This is a genomic window from Pantoea phyllosphaerae (assembly GCF_051025595.1).
GTDB lineage: Bacteria > Pseudomonadota > Gammaproteobacteria > Enterobacterales > Enterobacteriaceae > Pantoea.
In genome coordinates this window covers 19,004-36,533 of sequence record NZ_JBPFDE010000001.1, presented here as the reverse complement: position 1 = coordinate 36,533, position 17,530 = coordinate 19,004, and the positions used below count along the sequence as shown (strand labels likewise).

Below are 17,530 nucleotides of genomic sequence, written 5' to 3'. Positions count from 1 at the left end.
ATGAGTAAAAAAACTTCTCTTAACGACGACGACAAAGCGCTGTTTCGCCAGCTGATGAGCGGCACGCGCAAAATCAAGCAGGATACCGTGGTGCATAAGCCTGCGGTGAAAAGCCGCGAGCTGCCGCTGAAGCGGCTGATTTCCGAACAGGTGGACAACAGCCACTACTTTTCCGACGAGTTTCAGCCGCTGCTGGCGACCGAGGGCGCGACGCGCTACGTGCGCGCCGACGTCAGCCACTACGAGCTGAAAAAGCTGCGGCGCGGCGACTATACGCCGGAGATTTTCCTCGACCTGCACGGCCTGACGCAGCAGCAGGCTAAACAGGAGCTGGGCGCGCTGATCGCCGCCTGTCGCCGCGAGCATCTGTTCTGCGCCAGCGTGATGACCGGCCACGGCAAGCATATTCTTAAGCAGCAGACGCCGCTCTGGCTGGCGCAGCATCCCTATGTGATGGCGTTCCATCAGGCGCCGAAAATGTTCGGCGGGGATGCGGCGCTGCTGGTGTTGATTGAGGTGGAGGAGTGGCAACCGCCCGAGCTGCCTTGAGAAGGGATGGGCCGTCTGCGCGGCCCGCGGGCGTTATATGGCCTTCGCCAGTTTAGAGGGGCTGACCTGCCACAACAGCTTGCCTTCGCAGCTGGCGGGATCGAAATCGACGCAGGCGATGGCGGAGGTGGCGAACATCGGCGGCGCTTCCTGCGGGCAGAGCTCAGAAACCAGATAGCCGACCAGCGGCAGATGCGAAATCACCATCGCCGACTTCACGCCCTGATTTCCCAGCGCCTGCAGATAGCAGGCCACCAGCCCAGGATCGCCTCCGGGCGTCAGCTCCGGCAAAATCTCCTGCCCTTCCGGCAGGGTTAACGCTTCGCGTACCGTCGCCAGCGTCTGCTGGGCCCGAAGATAGGGACTGACCAGCACACGTTCTACCTCCACCGTCTGGCTGTTGAGCCAGCTCGCCATCTGGCGTGATTCGTCACAGCCACAGTGGGTGAGAGGTCGGACCGAATCACTGGCGGCTTCAAGAGCCGCATCGCCGTGACGCATGATAAAAACTTGCATAAAGCACCGCTGTTGTTTGTCGATATCGCCCGGCGCGGAGGCGCCTGACTCTTCATTCTGCGAATGAACGCTGTGTTGTACCCCAATGCCTTGAGTATAGTCAACCGGTTGTTTATTAAATAAGCGCTTCTCAGAATCGTGCCGCGCCGCCTGCCCTGACGGCGCATTTCTAACCCGCTGAATCGGTGCAGATATTCCATTCGGTCAGGAAATGTAAAATTTCTTCTCCTGCTGCTCCGCCGCCAGCAGCGCCTCGCACGGGGCAAAACGCTCGCCATACTGGCGCATTAAGGCGCGTAATGTTTGCGCAATATCCGCCGCGCCGCGCTGGTCCATATAGCGGAACGGGCCGCCGAGAAACGGCGGAAAACCGATGCCAAACACCGCGCCGATATCGCCGTCGCGCGCGCTGCGAATCACCCCTTCGTCAAGACAGCGCGCCGCCTCGTTCAGCATCATCATCATGCAGCGCTCGGCGATATGCGCTTCGCTCAGCTTTGCCGCAGGCTGCACGCCGAGCAGCGGGTAGATCGCCGGATCGGGCTTTTTGCCACCGCGTCGCCCGCCGCCATAAAGGTAGAAGCCTTTGCCATTTTTACGCCCTTTGCGATCGTCCTTCAGTACCGCCTCAAACGCGGCGGGCGCGGCGAAGCGATCGCCGTATGCCTGCTGCAGCACCGGGGTGATCTTGCTGCCGACGTCGATGCCCACCTCGTCCAGCAGCTGCAGTGGGCCGACGGGAAAGCCCGCCCGAACCAGCGCGCGATCGATATGCTCCACCGGTTCGCCCTCCAGCAGGCAGCGCATCGCCTCATTTATATAGGGCGCGAGAATGCGATTCACATAGAAGCCGGCGCGGTCCGCCACAACAATGGGCGTTTTGCCCTGCTTTTTCGCCAGCGCCACGGTGGTGGCCAGCGTCTGCTGTGAGGTGCCCGCGTGCGGGATCACCTCTACCAGCGGCATCTTTTCCACCGGACTGAAGTAGTGCAGGCCGATAACGTTGTCCGGCCGCTGCGCCTGCGCGGCGATATCCGCGATCGGTAACGATGAGGTATTGGAGGCGAAGATGGTGTGCGGCGCACAGTGGCTTTCCACTTCGCGCACCATCTGCTGTTTGAGCGGCAGATCTTCGAACACGGCTTCAATCACCAGGTCGCGTTGGGCAAAGCCCTGATAATCGGTGCCGCCGGTGATGCGCGCCATCTGCTGCTGGCGCTGCGCCGCGCTGAGATGGCGTCGTTTGACCTTTTTGCTCAGACCTTCCCAGCTCGCCTTCAGCGCATGGTTAACGCCCTGCAGGTGGATATCCTTGATGCGCACCGGCAGCCCGGCGTTGATCGCCGTGACGCTGGCGATGCCGCCGCCCATCAGCCCGCCGCCCAGGATGCCGATCTGCCGCAGCGTGCGCGGCTCAGCGTCGGCGCCGGTCTCTTTTTTCATCGCCGTGCTGGCGAAGAACAGGCTGCGCAGCGCGGCGGATTGCGGCGTCATCGCCAGTTCGCCAAAGGCGCGCGCCTCTGCCCGATGCCCCGCCTCGCTGCCCTGCTCAATGCCGATACGCACCACATCGATAATGCGCTGCGCGGCCGGATAGTTGCCGTGCGTTTTGCGCGCGGTTTCGCGCTGCGCCAGCGCAAAGAGCGCGTGGCGCGCCAGCGGCGCCTGCACGACGCGATCGCGCAGCGGCAGCGCGCGCGCGGCATGTCTGCCCTTCAGCACGCGCGCTACCGCGGTGTCCAGCAGGATCGCCTGCGGCACCGCGTCATCCACCAGCCCCATCCTGCGCGCCTGCTTCGCCCGCAGGGTTTTGCCGGTCAGGATCAGCGGCAGCGCCTGTCGCAGCCCGATAAGTCGCGGCAGGCGCTGAGTGCCGCCCGATCCCGGCAGCAGCCCCAGCTGGACCTCCGGCAGACCGAGCCGGGTTTTATCGTCCAGGGTACAGATGCGCGCATCGCAGGCGAGCGCCAGCTCCAGCCCGCCGCCCAGGCAGGCGCCGTGGATCGCCGCCACAACCGGAAACGGCAGCGCCGCAATCGCCGCCATCGCTTCCTGACCCTGTCGCGCCAGCGACTCCGCCTGCTCGGCGCTGCGGCAGTCGGCGATCATGCTGATATCAGCACCGGCGATAAAATTGTCAGGCTTGCCGGAGATCAGCACCAGGCCAGCCAGCTGCGTATCGCGCCGCGCCTCGTCGATCACCGCCGTCAGCTGCTGCGCAAAGGCGGCCCGCAGCGTATTCATCTTTTCACCCGGCACGTCAATGACGATGACGCCGACGTGATCCGGCCGCATCTGTAAAGAGAAAGCGTTCTGCTCCATTATTCCGCCTCCAGAACCATGGCCGCGCCTAAGCCGCCTGCCGCGCAGGCGGTGACCAGCGCCAGCCCGCCGCCGCGACGCCGCAGCTCATGCAGCGTTTGAGTAATCATGCGCGCGCCGGTGGCGGCGAAAGGATGGCCGTAGGCGATGGAGCCGCCGAGCACGTTGAAGCGCGCCTCGTCGACCTCGCCCAGCGCCTGCGGGCGATTCAGTTTTTCCCGCGCGAAATGTTCGTCGTCGAAGCGCTGCAGGTTGCAGAGCGTCTGGGCGGCGAAGGCTTCGTGCATATCGATCAGCGTCAGGTCGCTCAGCGCGACGCCTGCGCGATCCAGCGCCAGCGGCGAGGCGTAGGCGGGACCGAGCAGCATGTCCTGCTGCACATCGATGGCGGTAAAGGCGTAGCTGCGCAGATAGCCCAGCGGCGCAATGCCCAGCTCTCGCGCGCGCCCTTCGCTCATCAACACCACCGCCGCCGCGCCGTCGGTAAGCGGCGTGCTGTTGGCCGCCGTGACGCTGCCGTGCTGGCGGTCAAACGCCGGCCGCAGCCGCGCATAGTCTTCGATTTTTGCCGCCATGCGCACGTTGTTGTCCTGCTCAATGGGCGCTTTCCACGGCGGCGCGAAGGCGGGCATCACCTCCTGCTGCAGCACGCCGGATTGCCAGGCGCGAGCGGCGTGCTGGTGCGACCGCAGCGCCAGCGCATCCTGCGCCGCGCGGCTTATGCCGTGCGTTTTTGCCATCTGTTCCGCCGTATCGCCCATGCGCAGGCCGGTAGAGTACTCGGCGACGGCGGGCGGCACCGGCAGCAGATCGCGCGGCCGCAGGCGACGCAGAATCTGCGCTTTCTGCCCCAGGCTGCGCGCTTTGCTGAGATCGAGCAAGGCGCGCGCCAGGGTTTTGCTGACGCCGATTGGCAATACCGATGAGGAGTCCGCGCCGCCCGCAATACCCGCGCGGATGGTGCCCGCCATCAGGCTTTCCGCCACGTTGGCGACCGCCTGAAAGCTGGTGGCGCAGGCGCGGCTGACGCTGTAGGCGTCGGTATGCACGCTCAGCCCGCTGCTGAGCACGATTTCCCGCGCGATATTGGGCGCTTCCGGCATCTGGATCACCTGGCCGAACACCAGCTGCTCTACCGTCTCGACCGGGAGTTCGCTGCGCGCCATCAGTTCGCTTATCACCATCCGGCCCAGTTCCACGGCAGGAATGCCATGAAAACCTGTCGCCTGACGCAGGAACGGCGTACGGAGTCCGTGAGTAATGGCGATGCGATCGCCCGCACGCGTCAGCAACGGCTGCGCTTTGCTCATCTGTTTCACCTGTGAATGTTGACCGGGCGCCATCGCCCTGAGAGGTCTGACCTGATCCACAGTGTTAACGACAAGCGGGCGCGCCGCCAATCAGGAAAGAAAAAAAGTGCGAGGGAAAACACGAAAATAGAAAACGCCGTTTAGCAACGGCGTTCAGAGGGTTAGCGCAGGCCCAGCTGAAAAATCAGGGTTTCGGCCTGGCAGGCGAAGGTGAAATCGATATCCAGCTGCACGCCGTTGTCGCGCTCGTCAAAGCGGGCGTCGATCTGACAAGGATCCGACTCAATCTGCCGCGCCTTTTCCGTCAGGCTCGCCAGTTTGGCCTCCGCCTCACTGCGCTGCGCAAACCATTCTGACCAGCTGGCGGTGCAGTCGCTGTTATCCATCACGGTGCCGACATCCACGCAGCAGCAGGCAGCGGTTTCATTGGCGCTGCATTTATTCATGGTATTGGTCATTGCGTTCTCCTGGACATAAATCTGTGGGCGAGCTGGATTGACGCCCGAAATTTTACGCCCCCGGTTTGAAATGCGCTATGTCAGAGGCGCTAAGTGACGAATATCACAATAAAATTTGATCCAAAACAAATTAGAGTCGGTATGCTACGCTCTGCCCCGCCGGTTTTGTTAAGCGGATCGAAATTTTGCGGATCAATTCAGAAATATTTTAAAAACAATATTGCAACATCTACACAGGTCAGACCTATACTTGCCGCACTGGTCTGATTTGTCAGCTTCTGGTCAGTCCCTACAATCCGCCGTCCCTTGTTACGCGATGTAACAATTACAGTTTAATAATAATTCAGATGAGGTTGTGGTCATGAGCCATAAAAACCTGTTTGCAAAGTCAGCCGTGGCGGCTGCAGTGGCGCTTGTTTCTTCACACGTATACGCAGCGGGATTTCAGCTTAACGAATTCTCCTCTGCCGGTCTGGGCCGCGCCTATTCCGGCGAGGGCGCGATGGGCGATACTGCTGCCTCCGCCAGCCGCAACCCGGCGACCATGGCGCTGATGGATCGTCCGATGTTTTCTGTCGGCGCGGTCTTTATCGATCCCGATGTCGATATTACCGGCAATAGCCCGACCGGCCGCAGCCTCGATGCCAGCAATATCGCGCCGACGCAGTGGGTGCCAAATATTCACTATGTGCAGCCGATTAACGATCAATGGTGGATTGGCGCATCCGCCACCTCAAACTACGGTCTGGCGACGGAATTCAACGACGGCTATACCGCTGGCGGCTACGGCGGCAAGACCGATCTGATGACCGCCAACCTCAACCTCAGCACCGCCTATCGTCTTAACGAGCACTTCAGCTTCGGCGTCGGCTTCGATGCGGTTTATGCGCGCGCCAAGATTGAGCGCTACGCGGGCGAGTCGGGGGCGGCGCTGCGTATCCCGGCGGATACCCAGGTGGCCCATCTGAAAGGCGACGAGTGGGGCTACGGCTGGAACGCGGGCATACTTTATGAGGTGGATAAAAATAACCGCTTTGGTCTGAGCTATCGCTCGGAAGTGAAAGTCGATTTCGACGGCGACTATAAGAGCAGCCTGCCGACAGCGATTAACCGCATCAACCAGGCGGCCAATTTAGGGCTTCCTTACGCCACCGGCGGCTCCACCATTCCGGGCGCGCTGACGCTAAACCTGCCGGAGATGTGGGAAGTCTCCGGCTGGCATAAAGTGGCGCCGCAGTGGGCGGTGCACTATAGCCTGGCCTACACCAGCTGGAGCCAGTTCCAGGAGCTTAAGGCGACCGGCTCGAGCGGCCAGACGCTGTTCTATAAAGATGAGAGCTTCAAGGATGCCTACCGTATCGCGCTGGGCACCACCTACTATTACGATCAGAACTGGACTTTCCGTACCGGCATCGCCTTTGATGACAGTCCGGTTCCGGCGGACAAGCGCTCTATCTCAATCCCCGATCAGGATCGTCTCTGGCTGAGCGCTGGCACCTCGTACGCCTTTAACGACGACGCCTCTGTCGATGTTGGCGTCTCTTATATGCACGGCCAGCACGTGACGGTAAAAGAAGGTCCCTATACCTTTAACTCGGTGGGTAAAGCCTGGCTGTACGGCGCGAACTTTAACTACAAGTTCTGATGATATTGGCTGCAAAAATGGCGACCTTTGGGTCGCCATTTTTATTGAGGAAAGGAGCCGACGCAAGTGGCCTGGGCCGATCGCAAAGACGCAAAAACGGCATCCCTGCCAGCTCGGCCCGCGCCGTCCATGGCGCGGGACGCTTTGCTCCTCTGCCCAGGCCACTCGCGTTTCACGTTCAGTGCACGCATTAAAAAAAATGGCGCCCCCTGGGTCGCCATTGCTTTTTTTTCCGCCGTTACTCCGCGTCGATATCTTTAAGATCGTCCTGAATCGCGCTGGCGTTCGGGTTCTCTTCCGGCTTCAGACGGCCGCCGTTCGCCAGGAAATCGTGACGCTGGAAATAGGCGTTGCGAATAAAGGCGTAGGGATCCGACTGCTGCTTCAGCAGCGCATCAGAATCAAGCAGCTGCGCGCGCGTCTCTACCCCTTCCAGCGTCCACTTCGCGATGGACATCGGCCAGGTCAGCCAGCCCAGCACCGGGTAGAGCGTATCGACATAGTCGCCGCCATCTTCGCGGATGGTGAAACTGCCGTAGGCCGGCAGCTCAACGTAGGGACCGTAGCCGACGCCGTAGTGGCCGAGCGTGCTGCCGAAACGGTGCGGCACTTCGCGCGCCAGCTCCGGGTTCGCCTTGCCCGCCACGTCGATAAAGCCGCCCAGACCCAGAATCGAGTTCAGGAAGAAACGGGTGAAGTGAATCCCTGCCTGGCGCGGCTCGCCGACCAGAATCGAGTTCACCATGCTGGCCGGCTCTTCCAGGTTGCCGAGGAAATTGCTTAAGCCCGTACGCGCCGGCACCGGCACGTAGTCGCGCCACGCCACCGCGACAGGACGCAGCACGTATGGATCCAGCACGTTGTAGTTAAAGTTGAACATCGTGCGGTTAAAGCCTTCAAGCGGATCGCTGCGCTGCGCAGGCGCCTCGCTGTCCGGCTTTGAGCTGGCGCATCCAGCCAGAATGACGCTGGCCAAAACCAGGCTGGTCAGGCGGTAAGCCATTGTTATCTCCCTGTGCGGTTTAATGAAGTATCGCTTCAGGGCTGCTGTTGATTAATCTCCACAGCCATGTGCTGATGACCATCCCAGGGCGTCACCGCGCTCAGACCAAACCAGTCGCCGGATTGCGGACTGGCGCTGCCGTCGCGGGAAATACGCACCCGAACCTGCACCTGATGCTGCGCCGAAAGCAGGCGCTCCGGCATCATGGCGTTGCTGTCATCCAGCGTAAGCGATAACGGAAAGTGGCTCAGCGGCAAGCGCTTAACGGCCACGGGCACCGGTGAAACACCGTCAGAAACAGAAATATACATGACTCCGCCCGGCGGTAACATTTTTTCTGCCTCCGGCGTCAGCGTCACCGTCAGCGCCAGCTGCGTATTCTGCTGACCGGCGTCGGTTTTTGCTTGTTCAATGCTGCGCTCGATCATCGCGCGGCGGCGATCGTCTGCCGGGATCTGTTTCAGCATAGCCTGCCAGCTGCTAATCGCCTGGTCATACTGCTGCTGTTCATAGGCGTTAAACGCCAGCAGGCCGAGCGTGCGCAGGTTGCCGCCCTCCTCTTTCAGCATATCTCGCAGCATCAGGCCCGCCTGGCGGTTATCCTGCGGATCGCTGGAGCGGGTCAGGACTTCAGCATAGTCCTGCTTCAGGGAGAGGTTGTTGGGCGCAAGCTGCAGCGCATGCTCGAACGCCTGGCTGGCGCTGGCGGCGTTGTTGAGCACCATGCCGAGACGGCCCAGCATGGTCCAGTCGTTCAGGTTATCAGGCTCTGACTGCAGCGCGGTGCGCACCCCAAGCTGCAGGCGCGCCAGCTCCTCCATGGTCAGCGGCTTCGCCTGCGGGTCCATCACCCGCGCGCGCAGCGCCGGATAATCCTGCTGCACCTGCATCCAGCCAGCGACCTGCGCCAGTCCGCCGCTTTTGAGATAGAAGCCGAGCGACACCGCGACCAGCGCTACGACGCCGGGCAGCAGTACCAGACGGCCGCTGGCGCGCGACGGCGCGGCGTGCTGCGGCGGAATATCGGTCAGCAGCGTCTGCTGCAGTTCGCTCACCATAGTGGCGCGCTCGCCGATAACGCCCTGCGCCTCATCCTCTTCCAGCTCGCGCAGGCGCCGATGATAAAAGTCGGTATTCAGGCGATCGCGATCGGCCTCGCTCGCCTGGCGCTGACGCCAGCCCGCGCCGAGAAACAGGGCGCTGGCGGCCGCCAGCAGAATAACAATGCTTATCCACAAAGCGCTCATTTCAGCTTCCCGTCGCGTTTCAGTATCGCCGCAAGGCGCTGTTGATCGGTATCGTCCAGATCGCTGCGCGTTTTACGCTGGCGACTGCGCAGAACAATCACCAGACCGCCGAGCAGGGCGAACAGCGCCGGGCCGACCCAGAGGATCAGCGTCGACGGCGTTACCGGCGGCTCATAGGTGACGAAATTGCCGTAGCGCGCCACCATATAGTCGATGATTTGCTGGCGGCTCTGGCCCTGCTTCATCAGCTCATAGACCTTGAGGCGCATATCCGCCGCGATCATCGCATTCGAGTCGGCGATGCTGTTGTTCTGGCATTTCGGGCAGCGCAGCGAGGCGGTGAGATCGCGGTACTGCTCCTCTTGCGCCACCGAGTCGAACTGGTAAGTGTCGATTGCTGCCCACAGGCTGGCGCTGAACAGCACTCCGCAGAGCATAATAATCAGGCGCTTCATACGCCCTCCTTGCTGTACTTCTGCCACAGCGGCAGCACTTCCTGCTGCCAGACGCGCGCGTTGAGATCGCCCGCGTGGCGATAGCGGATAATGCCGTTGCCGTCGATCAGGAAGGTTTCCGGCGCGCCGTAGACGCCGAGATCCAGCCCCAGCATGCCGTCGCCGTCATAAAGGCTAAGCGCATAAGGGTTGCCCAGCGTATTAAGCCAGGTCACCGCTTTGGTGCGATCGTCTTTATAGTTGAGACCCACGACGCGAATACCCTGCTCCGCCAGCTGGTTGAGATACTGATGCTCTGCGCGGCAGGTCGGGCACCAGGTTGCCCAGACGTTCAGCAGGATTGGTTTGCCGTCGTTGAGCACCTTCTGGTCGTAGATTTTACCAGGCCGATCGAGCGCTTCCAGCTTAAACAGCGGCACCGGCTTGCCGATTAGCGCCGACTCCAGCCGGGTCGGATCGTCGCCGCCGGCGTTGCGCGACAGCTGCCACAGCAGCGCCGCCGCCAGCAGCAAAAACAGGATCAGCGGAATAAAGAGAATTTTTTTGTTCATGCCCGTTCCTCACGCGCGGCTTTTTTCCGCGAGCGGTAGCGCGGATCGAGCAGGCAAAGCAGGCCGCCGACCGCCATAAAGACGCCGCCGAACCAGATCCAGCGCACAAAGGGTTTGTAGTAGATGCGCACCGCCCAGGAGCCGTTATCCAGCTCCTCGCCCAGCGCGGCGTACAGGTCGCGCGTGAAGCCGCCGTCAATCGCCGCCTCGGTCATCATGGTGCGCGCCGCAGTGTAGAACCGTTTTTCCGCGTGCAGCACCGCTTCCGGCTTGCCGTTGCGGCTGACGTCGATAATGCCGACCCCGCCGCTGTAGTTCGGCCCCTGCAGGTTATGCACGTCGCGGAACACGAAGTGATAACTGTGAATATCAATGCTGTCGCCCGCTTTCATGCGCACGTCGCGCTCGACGCTGTACTGGGTGCTGAAGGCGATGCCGATCACCGTGACGCCGACGCCGATATGGCCCAGTACCATGCCCCAGTGGCTGCGCGACAGATGGCGCAGGCCGCGGAAGAAAGCGTGACGGTGCGTGGCGCGCTCGTGCAGCTCCATCAGCGTCAGCACCAGGATCCAGACCGACATCAGCAGTCCTACCACCGTCATCGCCTCGATGCGATCCTGCATCAGCCAGGGCAGCAGGATGGCGCTGGCGAGCGTCACCACCAGCGCCAGCGCCAGGCGCTTCCACAGCTTCTGCGGCTCGTCGCGACGCCAGCGCACCAGCGGCCCGATGCCGAGCATCAGCGCGAACGGCGCCATCAGCCAGCTGAACATGGTGTTAAAGAAAGGCTCACCCACGGAGATGCTGCCCAGGCCGAGCTGCTTGTGCACCAGCGGCAGCAGCGTGCCGAGCAGCACCACCAGCATCGCGGCGATCAGCAGCACGCTGTTGCCGAGCAGGAAAGATTCGCGCGACCAGGTTTCGTTCTGCACGCGGCTGCGCACCTGGCCGCCCTTAATGGCGTAGAGCAGCAGCGAGCTGCCGATCACGATCACCAGGAAGGCGAGGATAAACATACCGCGCGCCGGATCCGAGGCGAAGGAGTGCACCGACACCAGCACGCCGGAGCGCACCAGAAAGGTGCCGAGCAGGCTGAGGGAGAAGGCGGTGATCGCCAGCAGCACCGTCCAGGCTTTAAAGGTGCCGCGCTTCTCCGTCACCGCCAGCGAGTGCATCAGCGCGGTGCCCGCCAGCCACGGCATAAAGGAGGCGTTCTCGACCGGATCCCAGAACCACCAGCCGCCCCAGCCGAGTTCATAATAGGCCCACGCCGAGCCGAGCACGATGCCGATGGTCAGGAACACCCAGGCTGCCGTGGTCCAGGGCCGCGACCAGCGCGCCCAGGCGGTATCCAGCCGACCCGCCATCAGGGAGGCGATGGCGAAGGCGAAGGCCACCGAGAAGCCAACGTAGCCCATGTAGAGCAGCGGTGGATGGAAGATCAGGCCGATATCCTGCAGCATCGGATTGAGATCGCGCCCGTCGATGGGGAAGTCCGGCAGCGTACGGGTAAAAGGATTCGAGGTGAGAATAATAAACAGCAGAAAGCCGAGGTTGATCATTCCCATCACCGCCAGCACGCGCGCCAGCGCATCCTGCGGCATGCCGCGGCTGAATATCGCCACCAGCAGCGTCCAGCTGCTGAGCAGCAGTACCCAGAGCAGCAGCGAACCTTCGTGCGCGCCCCAGGTTGCAGCGATGCGGTAATAGACCGGCAGCAGCGTATTGGAGTTGGCGGCCACGTAGCCGACGGTAAAGTCGTTGACCACGAAGGCGTGCACCAGCACGAGGAACGCCCCGGCGATGCAGAGGAAAAGCCCACTCGCCAGCGGGCGCGCCAGTCCCATCAGGCGCGCGTCCTGACGCACTGCGCCCCACAGCGGATAGACGCTCAACAGCAGCGCGATGCCCAGTGCCAGGCAGAGCAGAAAACTTCCAACTTCCGGCATCATGACTGGGTTCTCGCCTGTTCCGCCAGCGCCTGCGGGCTCTTGTGATTCTTCTTCATCGCATCCTCGATTTCCGGCGGCGTGTACTTCTCGTCATGCTTCGCCAGCACCTCTTTGGCGTTGACCAGGTTGCCCTCTTCCAGCACGCCCTGCGCCACGACTCCCTGCCCTTCGCGGAACAGGTCCGGCAGAATGCCTTCGAAGCTGACGCTGACCACGCCGTTGGCGTCGTACAGCTTAAAGGAGACGGCCAGCGTATTCGGGTCGCGCTTGACGCTGCCCGGCATTACCATGCCACCGACGCGCAGGCGCTGCCCCGCTTCCGGCTTCTGATGATCCGCGCCTTTGCCGTAGAGGATTTCGCTCGGCGTGTAGAAGAGGTCGATATTGGAACGCAGCGCATACATAACCAGCGACGTGGCGAGGCCCAGCCCCACCAGGATCGCCACAACAACGTACAGGCGCTGACGACGACGGGTATTCACATTGGATCTCCTGCCGCTTCACCGGCGGCTTGTTTCATTTTCGCCGAACGGATGCGGCGCTCCCTGGACTGGCGCTGGCGGATCTCCGCCAGCAGACGGCGGCGCTGCAGCAGCGTATGCAGCAGCAGCCCGCCAAGCGGAACCAGGGTGCAGATCACCGCCAGCCAGACGTAAAAGGCGTAGCCGCCCATGGCAAAAAAGGCGGAGAGGGAAGAGAACGCGGGCGTCATGCTTTACGGCCTCCGTTAGCAAGGTTTGCCACCCAGGGGCGGTGACGCTCGGTGTAGAGGATCAGGTTGCGCAGGCGCATCAGCGTCAGCGTGACGAACAGCAGCAGGTAGCCGAGGATCGCCCAGCGCAGCGGCGTGCGCATGCTCGGCGCAATCGCCTGCTGCAGAATGCCCGACGAGCCCTGATGCAGCGTGTTCCACCACTGCACCGAGAAGTGGATGATCGGCAGATTGACCACGCCGACCAGGATAAGAATGCCGGCCGCGCGTCCCGCCGTGCGGCGGTCGTCAAACGACTGATAGAGCGCGATTACGCCCATATAGAGGAAGAGCAGCACCAGCTCCGAGGTCAGGCGCGCGTCCCAAATCCACCAGGTGCCCCACATCGGCTTGCCCCAGGCGGAGCCGGTGACCAGGGCGATAAAGGTAAAGACCGCGCCGACCGGCGCCATCGCGGTAGAGACCAGATCCGCCATCTTCATCTGCCACACCAGGCCGGTAAACGCGGCAACCGCCATCGCGGCGTAGACGCCCATCGACCACATCGCCGCCGGAACGTGGATATACATAATGCGGAAACTATCGCCCTGCTGATAGTCGGCCGGCGCGAAACCAAAGCCCCAAACCCAGCCGAGCAGCAGCGTCGCCGCGCCCGCTACGGCAAACCAGGGTATTAACCGCCCACAGAGCTGATAGAGCCGCTCCGGCCTTCCCAGCTGATGTAACCATTTCCACATGTTGCATTGCTCACAGGTTAAAAAATCATTCCCGACATGTCTGACGCATGTGCGGATCAGTGCAGCGCGATACGCAGCGCGGCGGCGGTGGCGAACGGCGCCAGCGTCGCGCTGGCTACCAGCATCGCGCCAAGGATCGCCAGATAACCGCCGATGGGTAGTCCCTGGCCCGCCGCGTCAATCGCCGCGCTGGCGAAGATCAGCACCGGCACCGCCAGCGGCAGCACCAGCAGGCTCAGCAGCACGCCGCCGCGCCGCAGCCCAACCGTCAGCGCGACGCCGATGGCGCCGAGAAAGCTGAAGGTCGGCGTGCCGAGCAGCAGCGTCAGCGCCATCGCCAGCCAGCTGTTGAAATCGAGCGACAGCAGCAGCGCCGCCAGCGGCGACAGCAGGATCAGCGGCAGGCCGGTCACCAGCCAGTGGGCGATTACCTTGCCGAGCACGGTAACCGGCAGCGGTGCCGGCAGCAGCAACAGCTGCTCCAGCGATCCGTCGATAAAATCGTCGCGGAACAGGCGCTCCAGCGCCAGCAGCGATGAGAGCAAGGCGGCGACCCAGGCGACGCCCGGCGCGATGCGCGCCAGCTGCTGCGGTTCCGGCCCGATGCCGAGCGGGAACAGCGTAATCACGATCAGAAAGAACCAGAGCGGGTTAATCACCTCCGCGCCGCTGCGAAAGGCGATGCGCAGCTCGCGCTGAATCACGCGCAGCGACATCAGAGCCGCTCCGCGCCAGTAAGCCGTATTTTACGCACGCGCGCGGCGCTTTTTGGCAGATCCTGATGGGTGGTGAGAACAACCGAGCCGCCCTGTTCGGCGTGTTGCGTAAAGCGCTTCATTAATTTCTCCACACCCTCTTTATCTATCGCCGTCAGCGGCTCATCCAGGATCCACAGCGCGGTGTCGCTGAGCCAGAGCCGCGCCAGCGCCACGCGCCGCTGCTGTCCCGCCGAGAGCTGCGCCACCGGTACCTCTTCATAGCCCAGCAGATCAACGCACTCCAGCGCGTCAAATATCTGCGCCGCATCGCGGTTCGGATGATAAAAGCGCAGATTTTCCAGCGGCGATAGTACCCCTTTTACGCCAGGCTGATGGCCAAGAAAAAGCAGGCTTTGATGCCACTGTTCGCGCTGTTGGCGTATCGGCTCGCGTTGCCAGCGCACCTCGCCCTCTTCCGGACGGCTCAGTCCCGCCAGCAGGCGCAGCAGCGAGGTTTTACCGGCGCCGTTTGGCCCTTCGATCTGTACGATATCGCCCGCCGCCACGGCAAACGACAGGCCGTGGAACAGCGTGCGTTCATCGCGAACGCAAGAGAGATTAATGACTTCGAGCATGCCGGAAGAGTCGCGCCAGAAAAAAAGTGGCCAGGATGATAGCACAAGGTTGCGGTGGGCCGAAGCCCATGGCGTGCGGCGCGGCCCGCCTCGCATGATGGTTATGCCTCTTCTGAGGTGAATATGGATAAAAAACGCTCAGCGTTAAAATTTTGTTACGCTTCATCTGAAGGATAGTTACATTTCGCCCTTGCTAAAACAGGCTACGCTTATTACGCGCAGCAATAATAACAAGGAGCAAACATGAAACCTTCCCCATCTGTTCACCAGGATGAAAACGATGTCGACAGCGAAGAGAAAGAAGAAGGCACTGAGATTGAGGTAGATGAGGACGCCCTGCCCTCGCGTGCGGCGGCGATACATGAAGAGATTCGTCAGGATGGCGAAAAGGAGCTGGAGCGCGACGGGATGGCGCTGCTCTGGTCAGCCATTGCGGCTGGTCTGTCGATGGGCGCCTCGCTGATGGCGAAGGGAATTTTTCAGGTGCATCTTGACGGCCTGCCCGGCGCCTTTTTGCTGGAAAACCTGGGCTACACCTTCGGCTTTGTTATTGTCATTATGGCGCGCCAGCAGCTCTTTACCGAGAATACGGTGACGGCGGTGCTGCCGGTGATGCACAAACCGACGCTGGGCAATGTCGGCCTGCTGCTCCGGCTGTGGGGGCTGGTGCTGCTCGGCAACCTGATCGGCACCGCCCTCGCCTCCCTCGCCTTTGCGGAGATGCCCATTTTCGATGACGCGACGCGCCAGGCCTTTAGCGCCATCAGCCAGAAAGTAATGGAAAACACGCCCGGCGAGATGTTCGCCAATGCGGTGATTTCCGGCTGGATTATCGCCACGATGGTCTGGATGATGCCGCAGGCGGGGGCCACCAAGCTGATTGTGATCGTGATGATGACCTGGCTGGTGGGATTGGGCGATCTGGCGCATATCGTGGTGGGTTCGGTGGAGATCCTCTATCTGGTCTTCACCGGACAGCTTAGCTGGTATGCGTTTATCTGGCCGTTCGCGCTGCCGACGCTGCTGGGAAATATCACCGGCGGCACGCTGATTTTTGCGTTGATCAGCCATGCACAGATCCGTAACGATATGAGCGAGGCGGCGAAAGCCGAAGCGAAAGCGAAACAGCGCGAAGAGAAGCAGCAGGAAAAACAGCGCTAAGCTGTTGAGGAAATGAGCAAACGCGCCGCCTTTGGGTTATTCTTGCGGCGCGTTTGCGCTATACTGCGCGCCGCGGTCCCCTTAGTTAAATGGATATAACGAGCCCCTCCTAAGGGCTAGTTGCAGGTTCGATTCCTGCAGGGGACACCATGGCGACCCGAACCCGCCTCAACCCACCCGAACAAATCCCCCTAAAAACATAACGTTAACCGTTTTCAGCCCGAACCCAAATGAGCCGAACTGCATTGACTACACCGTTTTTTTGCGGGCATATTGTGGGCACAATCAAAAATAACCCGGAATTATGCCCACATGCTGACGGTCAGGCAGATCGACGCTGCTAAACCCAGAGAGAAGTCCTATCGTCTGTCCGACGCAGGCGGTCTGTTTCTGTTCATCCCGCCCAGCGGAAAGAAGGTATGGCGGCTCCGCTACCGGTTTGACGGCAAAGAGAAAACGCTGGTTATTGGTCCGTGGCCGCACATATCCCTGACGGAAGCCCGTGCACGACAGGCGGAAGCGAAAATGACACTGCTGGCCGGCGTTGATCCGGCCCGGCAAAAACAGGCGCTAAAGCAAAAGGTATCCATGCCGGACACCCTGACTTTTGCGGGCATCTTCAGGGAGTGGTATGCCCACAAATCCCAGGTGTGGTCAGCGGGTTATGCTGACGAGCTGTACCGCATGTTCACAACCGACATCCTGCCGCTCATCGGTCACCTCCGGATGGATGAGATTGAGCCTACGCTGCTTCTGAAAGTGATACGACGCTACGAAGACAGAGGCGCTCTGGAGCGGGCCAGCAAAGCCAGAAGACGGTGCGGTGAAGTGTTCCGCTATGCGATCGTAACCGGCCGTGCCCGTTATAACCCAGCCCCTGACCTTATCGGGGCGCAGCAGAGTTACCACAAAAAGAATTTCCCCTTTCTCACCATGGATCGCATACAGGCGTTTCACCGTTCCCTGGACAGCTATGCGGGCAGCGTCATTGTAAAAAATGCGGCCCTTTTGCTGCATTACACGGCCCTGAGAACGAAAGAGATCCGCTTCCTGAAGTGGGAGAACGTTGATTTTGACAACCGCCTCATCACCGTTGACGCGGAGATAATGAAAAACCGGCGTGTTCATGTCGTACCGATGTCCGATCAGGTGTATGTGCTGATGTCACTGACGAAGAAGCTCACTGAACGCCATACCCTGTGCTTCCCGGGCAGAAGTGATCCGAAAAAGCCCATCAGTGAAAACGCTATTCTGGGTCTCATCCGCCGGCTCGGCTACGAAGGCCAGACAACCGGACATGGATTCCGGCACCAGTTCAGCACAGTCATGAATGAAATGCACTGGAACAGCGATGCGATAGAAGCCCAGCTGGCCCATTCCAGCCTGAAGGGAACGCGCGGTATTTATAATCATGCGCAGTATCTTGATACCCGGCGCGAAATGATGCAGTGGTGGGCGGACTGGCTGGATGGCCGGCTGACGTCTGCTGAATGATAGAAAACCTGCAGGTTCAGCCGGAGAAATGGATCCGCCTGACGGGTACTCGCTGCCTGCGCACGGTTTACGTGCCTGCCTG

18 protein-coding genes and 1 tRNA gene are annotated in these 17,530 nt (G+C 61.3%); 5 read left to right on the top strand and 14 right to left on the bottom strand.

Going from position 1 to position 17,530, the window contains the following annotated elements:
• Complete coding sequence (gene smrB / locus ACR6A7_RS00200; protein ID WP_033791677.1) at window positions 1-549, top strand: endonuclease SmrB; 549 nt, start codon at window positions 1-3, stop codon at window positions 547-549.
• Between the two features lie 33 nt (window positions 550-582).
• Here smrB and sixA read toward each other — a convergent pair whose 3' ends face one another.
• From sixA to ACR6A7_RS00180, 4 genes are all read right to left on the bottom strand, one after another.
• Window positions 583-1,065 (bottom strand): phosphohistidine phosphatase SixA, encoded by a 483-nt coding sequence (gene sixA / locus ACR6A7_RS00195; RefSeq protein ID WP_434122743.1) that lies wholly within the window; start codon window positions 1,063-1,065, stop codon window positions 583-585.
• Between the two features lie 204 nt (window positions 1,066-1,269).
• Window positions 1,270-3,387, bottom strand: a complete 2,118-nt coding sequence (fadJ, locus tag ACR6A7_RS00190; protein ID WP_434122742.1) for a fatty acid oxidation complex subunit alpha FadJ — start codon at window positions 3,385-3,387, stop codon at window positions 1,270-1,272.
• Entirely contained in the window at window positions 3,387-4,697 is a 1,311-nt protein-coding gene (gene fadI / locus ACR6A7_RS00185) for an acetyl-CoA C-acyltransferase FadI (protein WP_434122741.1), read from the bottom strand. Before fadI ends, fadJ begins: the two co-directional genes overlap by 1 nt.
• 161 nt (window positions 4,698-4,858) lie before the next feature.
• Window positions 4,859-5,155, bottom strand: coding sequence for a YfcZ/YiiS family protein (locus ACR6A7_RS00180; RefSeq protein WP_075203216.1), 297 nt, complete (start codon window positions 5,153-5,155; stop codon window positions 4,859-4,861).
• A gap of 361 nt (window positions 5,156-5,516) precedes the next feature.
• Between ACR6A7_RS00180 and fadL the strand changes: the two genes are divergently transcribed.
• The gene (gene fadL / locus ACR6A7_RS00175; protein ID WP_434122739.1) at window positions 5,517-6,800 is read left to right on the top strand and encodes a long-chain fatty acid transporter FadL; all 1,284 of its coding nucleotides are present in this window, start codon (window positions 5,517-5,519) and stop codon (window positions 6,798-6,800) included.
• 238 nt (window positions 6,801-7,038) lie between these two features.
• On the opposite strand, the gene mlaA is transcribed toward fadL, so the two are convergent.
• The 10 genes from mlaA to ccmA are packed head-to-tail and all read right to left on the bottom strand — an operon-like array spanning window position 7,039 to window position 14,793.
• A complete protein-coding gene (mlaA, locus tag ACR6A7_RS00170) occupies window positions 7,039-7,803 on the bottom strand; it encodes a phospholipid-binding lipoprotein MlaA (RefSeq protein WP_033791682.1) in 765 nt (254 codons plus the stop codon).
• Between the two features lie 35 nt (window positions 7,804-7,838).
• The gene (ccmI, locus tag ACR6A7_RS00165) at window positions 7,839-9,050 is read right to left on the bottom strand and encodes a c-type cytochrome biogenesis protein CcmI (protein WP_434122738.1); all 1,212 of its coding nucleotides are present in this window, start codon (window positions 9,048-9,050) and stop codon (window positions 7,839-7,841) included.
• Complete coding sequence (locus ACR6A7_RS00160) at window positions 9,047-9,505, bottom strand: cytochrome c-type biogenesis protein (RefSeq protein WP_434122736.1); 459 nt, start codon at window positions 9,503-9,505, stop codon at window positions 9,047-9,049. Before ACR6A7_RS00160 ends, ccmI begins: the two co-directional genes overlap by 4 nt.
• Complete coding sequence (locus tag ACR6A7_RS00155; RefSeq protein WP_434122735.1) at window positions 9,502-10,056, bottom strand: DsbE family thiol:disulfide interchange protein; 555 nt, start codon at window positions 10,054-10,056, stop codon at window positions 9,502-9,504. Before ACR6A7_RS00155 ends, ACR6A7_RS00160 begins: the two co-directional genes overlap by 4 nt.
• Window positions 10,053-12,011, bottom strand: coding sequence for a heme lyase CcmF/NrfE family subunit (locus ACR6A7_RS00150; RefSeq protein WP_434122734.1), 1,959 nt, complete (start codon window positions 12,009-12,011; stop codon window positions 10,053-10,055). The genes ACR6A7_RS00155 and ACR6A7_RS00150 overlap by 4 nt, the downstream gene beginning before the upstream one ends.
• Window positions 12,008-12,493 (bottom strand): cytochrome c maturation protein CcmE, encoded by a 486-nt coding sequence (gene ccmE / locus ACR6A7_RS00145; RefSeq protein WP_434122733.1) that lies wholly within the window; start codon window positions 12,491-12,493, stop codon window positions 12,008-12,010. The genes ACR6A7_RS00150 and ccmE overlap by 4 nt, the downstream gene beginning before the upstream one ends.
• Window positions 12,490-12,723, bottom strand: coding sequence for a heme exporter protein CcmD (gene ccmD, locus ACR6A7_RS00140; protein WP_033750637.1), 234 nt, complete (start codon window positions 12,721-12,723; stop codon window positions 12,490-12,492). The genes ccmE and ccmD overlap by 4 nt, the downstream gene beginning before the upstream one ends.
• Window positions 12,720-13,460, bottom strand: a complete 741-nt coding sequence (locus ACR6A7_RS00135; protein WP_434122731.1) for a heme ABC transporter permease — start codon at window positions 13,458-13,460, stop codon at window positions 12,720-12,722. The genes ccmD and ACR6A7_RS00135 overlap by 4 nt, the downstream gene beginning before the upstream one ends.
• A gap of 56 nt (window positions 13,461-13,516) precedes the next feature.
• Complete coding sequence (ccmB, locus tag ACR6A7_RS00130; RefSeq protein WP_434122730.1) at window positions 13,517-14,176, bottom strand: heme exporter protein CcmB; 660 nt, start codon at window positions 14,174-14,176, stop codon at window positions 13,517-13,519.
• The gene (ccmA, locus tag ACR6A7_RS00125; RefSeq protein WP_434122729.1) at window positions 14,176-14,793 is read right to left on the bottom strand and encodes a cytochrome c biogenesis heme-transporting ATPase CcmA; all 618 of its coding nucleotides are present in this window, start codon (window positions 14,791-14,793) and stop codon (window positions 14,176-14,178) included. The genes ccmB and ccmA overlap by 1 nt, the downstream gene beginning before the upstream one ends.
• Before the next feature lie 243 nt (window positions 14,794-15,036).
• Between ccmA and ACR6A7_RS00120 the strand changes: the two genes are divergently transcribed.
• The 3 genes from ACR6A7_RS00120 to ACR6A7_RS00110 all read left to right on the top strand — a co-directional run bounded on the left by ACR6A7_RS00120 (window position 15,037) and on the right by ACR6A7_RS00110 (window position 17,448).
• Complete coding sequence (locus ACR6A7_RS00120) at window positions 15,037-15,954, top strand: formate/nitrite transporter family protein (protein ID WP_434122728.1); 918 nt, start codon at window positions 15,037-15,039, stop codon at window positions 15,952-15,954.
• 75 nt (window positions 15,955-16,029) lie between these two features.
• A tRNA-Arg gene (locus tag ACR6A7_RS00115) sits at window positions 16,030-16,104 on the top strand.
• Window positions 16,105-16,266: 162 nt separating this feature from the next.
• Window positions 16,267-17,448: a tyrosine-type recombinase/integrase gene (locus ACR6A7_RS00110; protein WP_434122727.1), complete on the top strand. Its 1,182-nt coding sequence runs from the start codon at window positions 16,267-16,269 to the stop codon at window positions 17,446-17,448.
• Window positions 17,449-17,530: the final 82 nt, after the last annotated feature.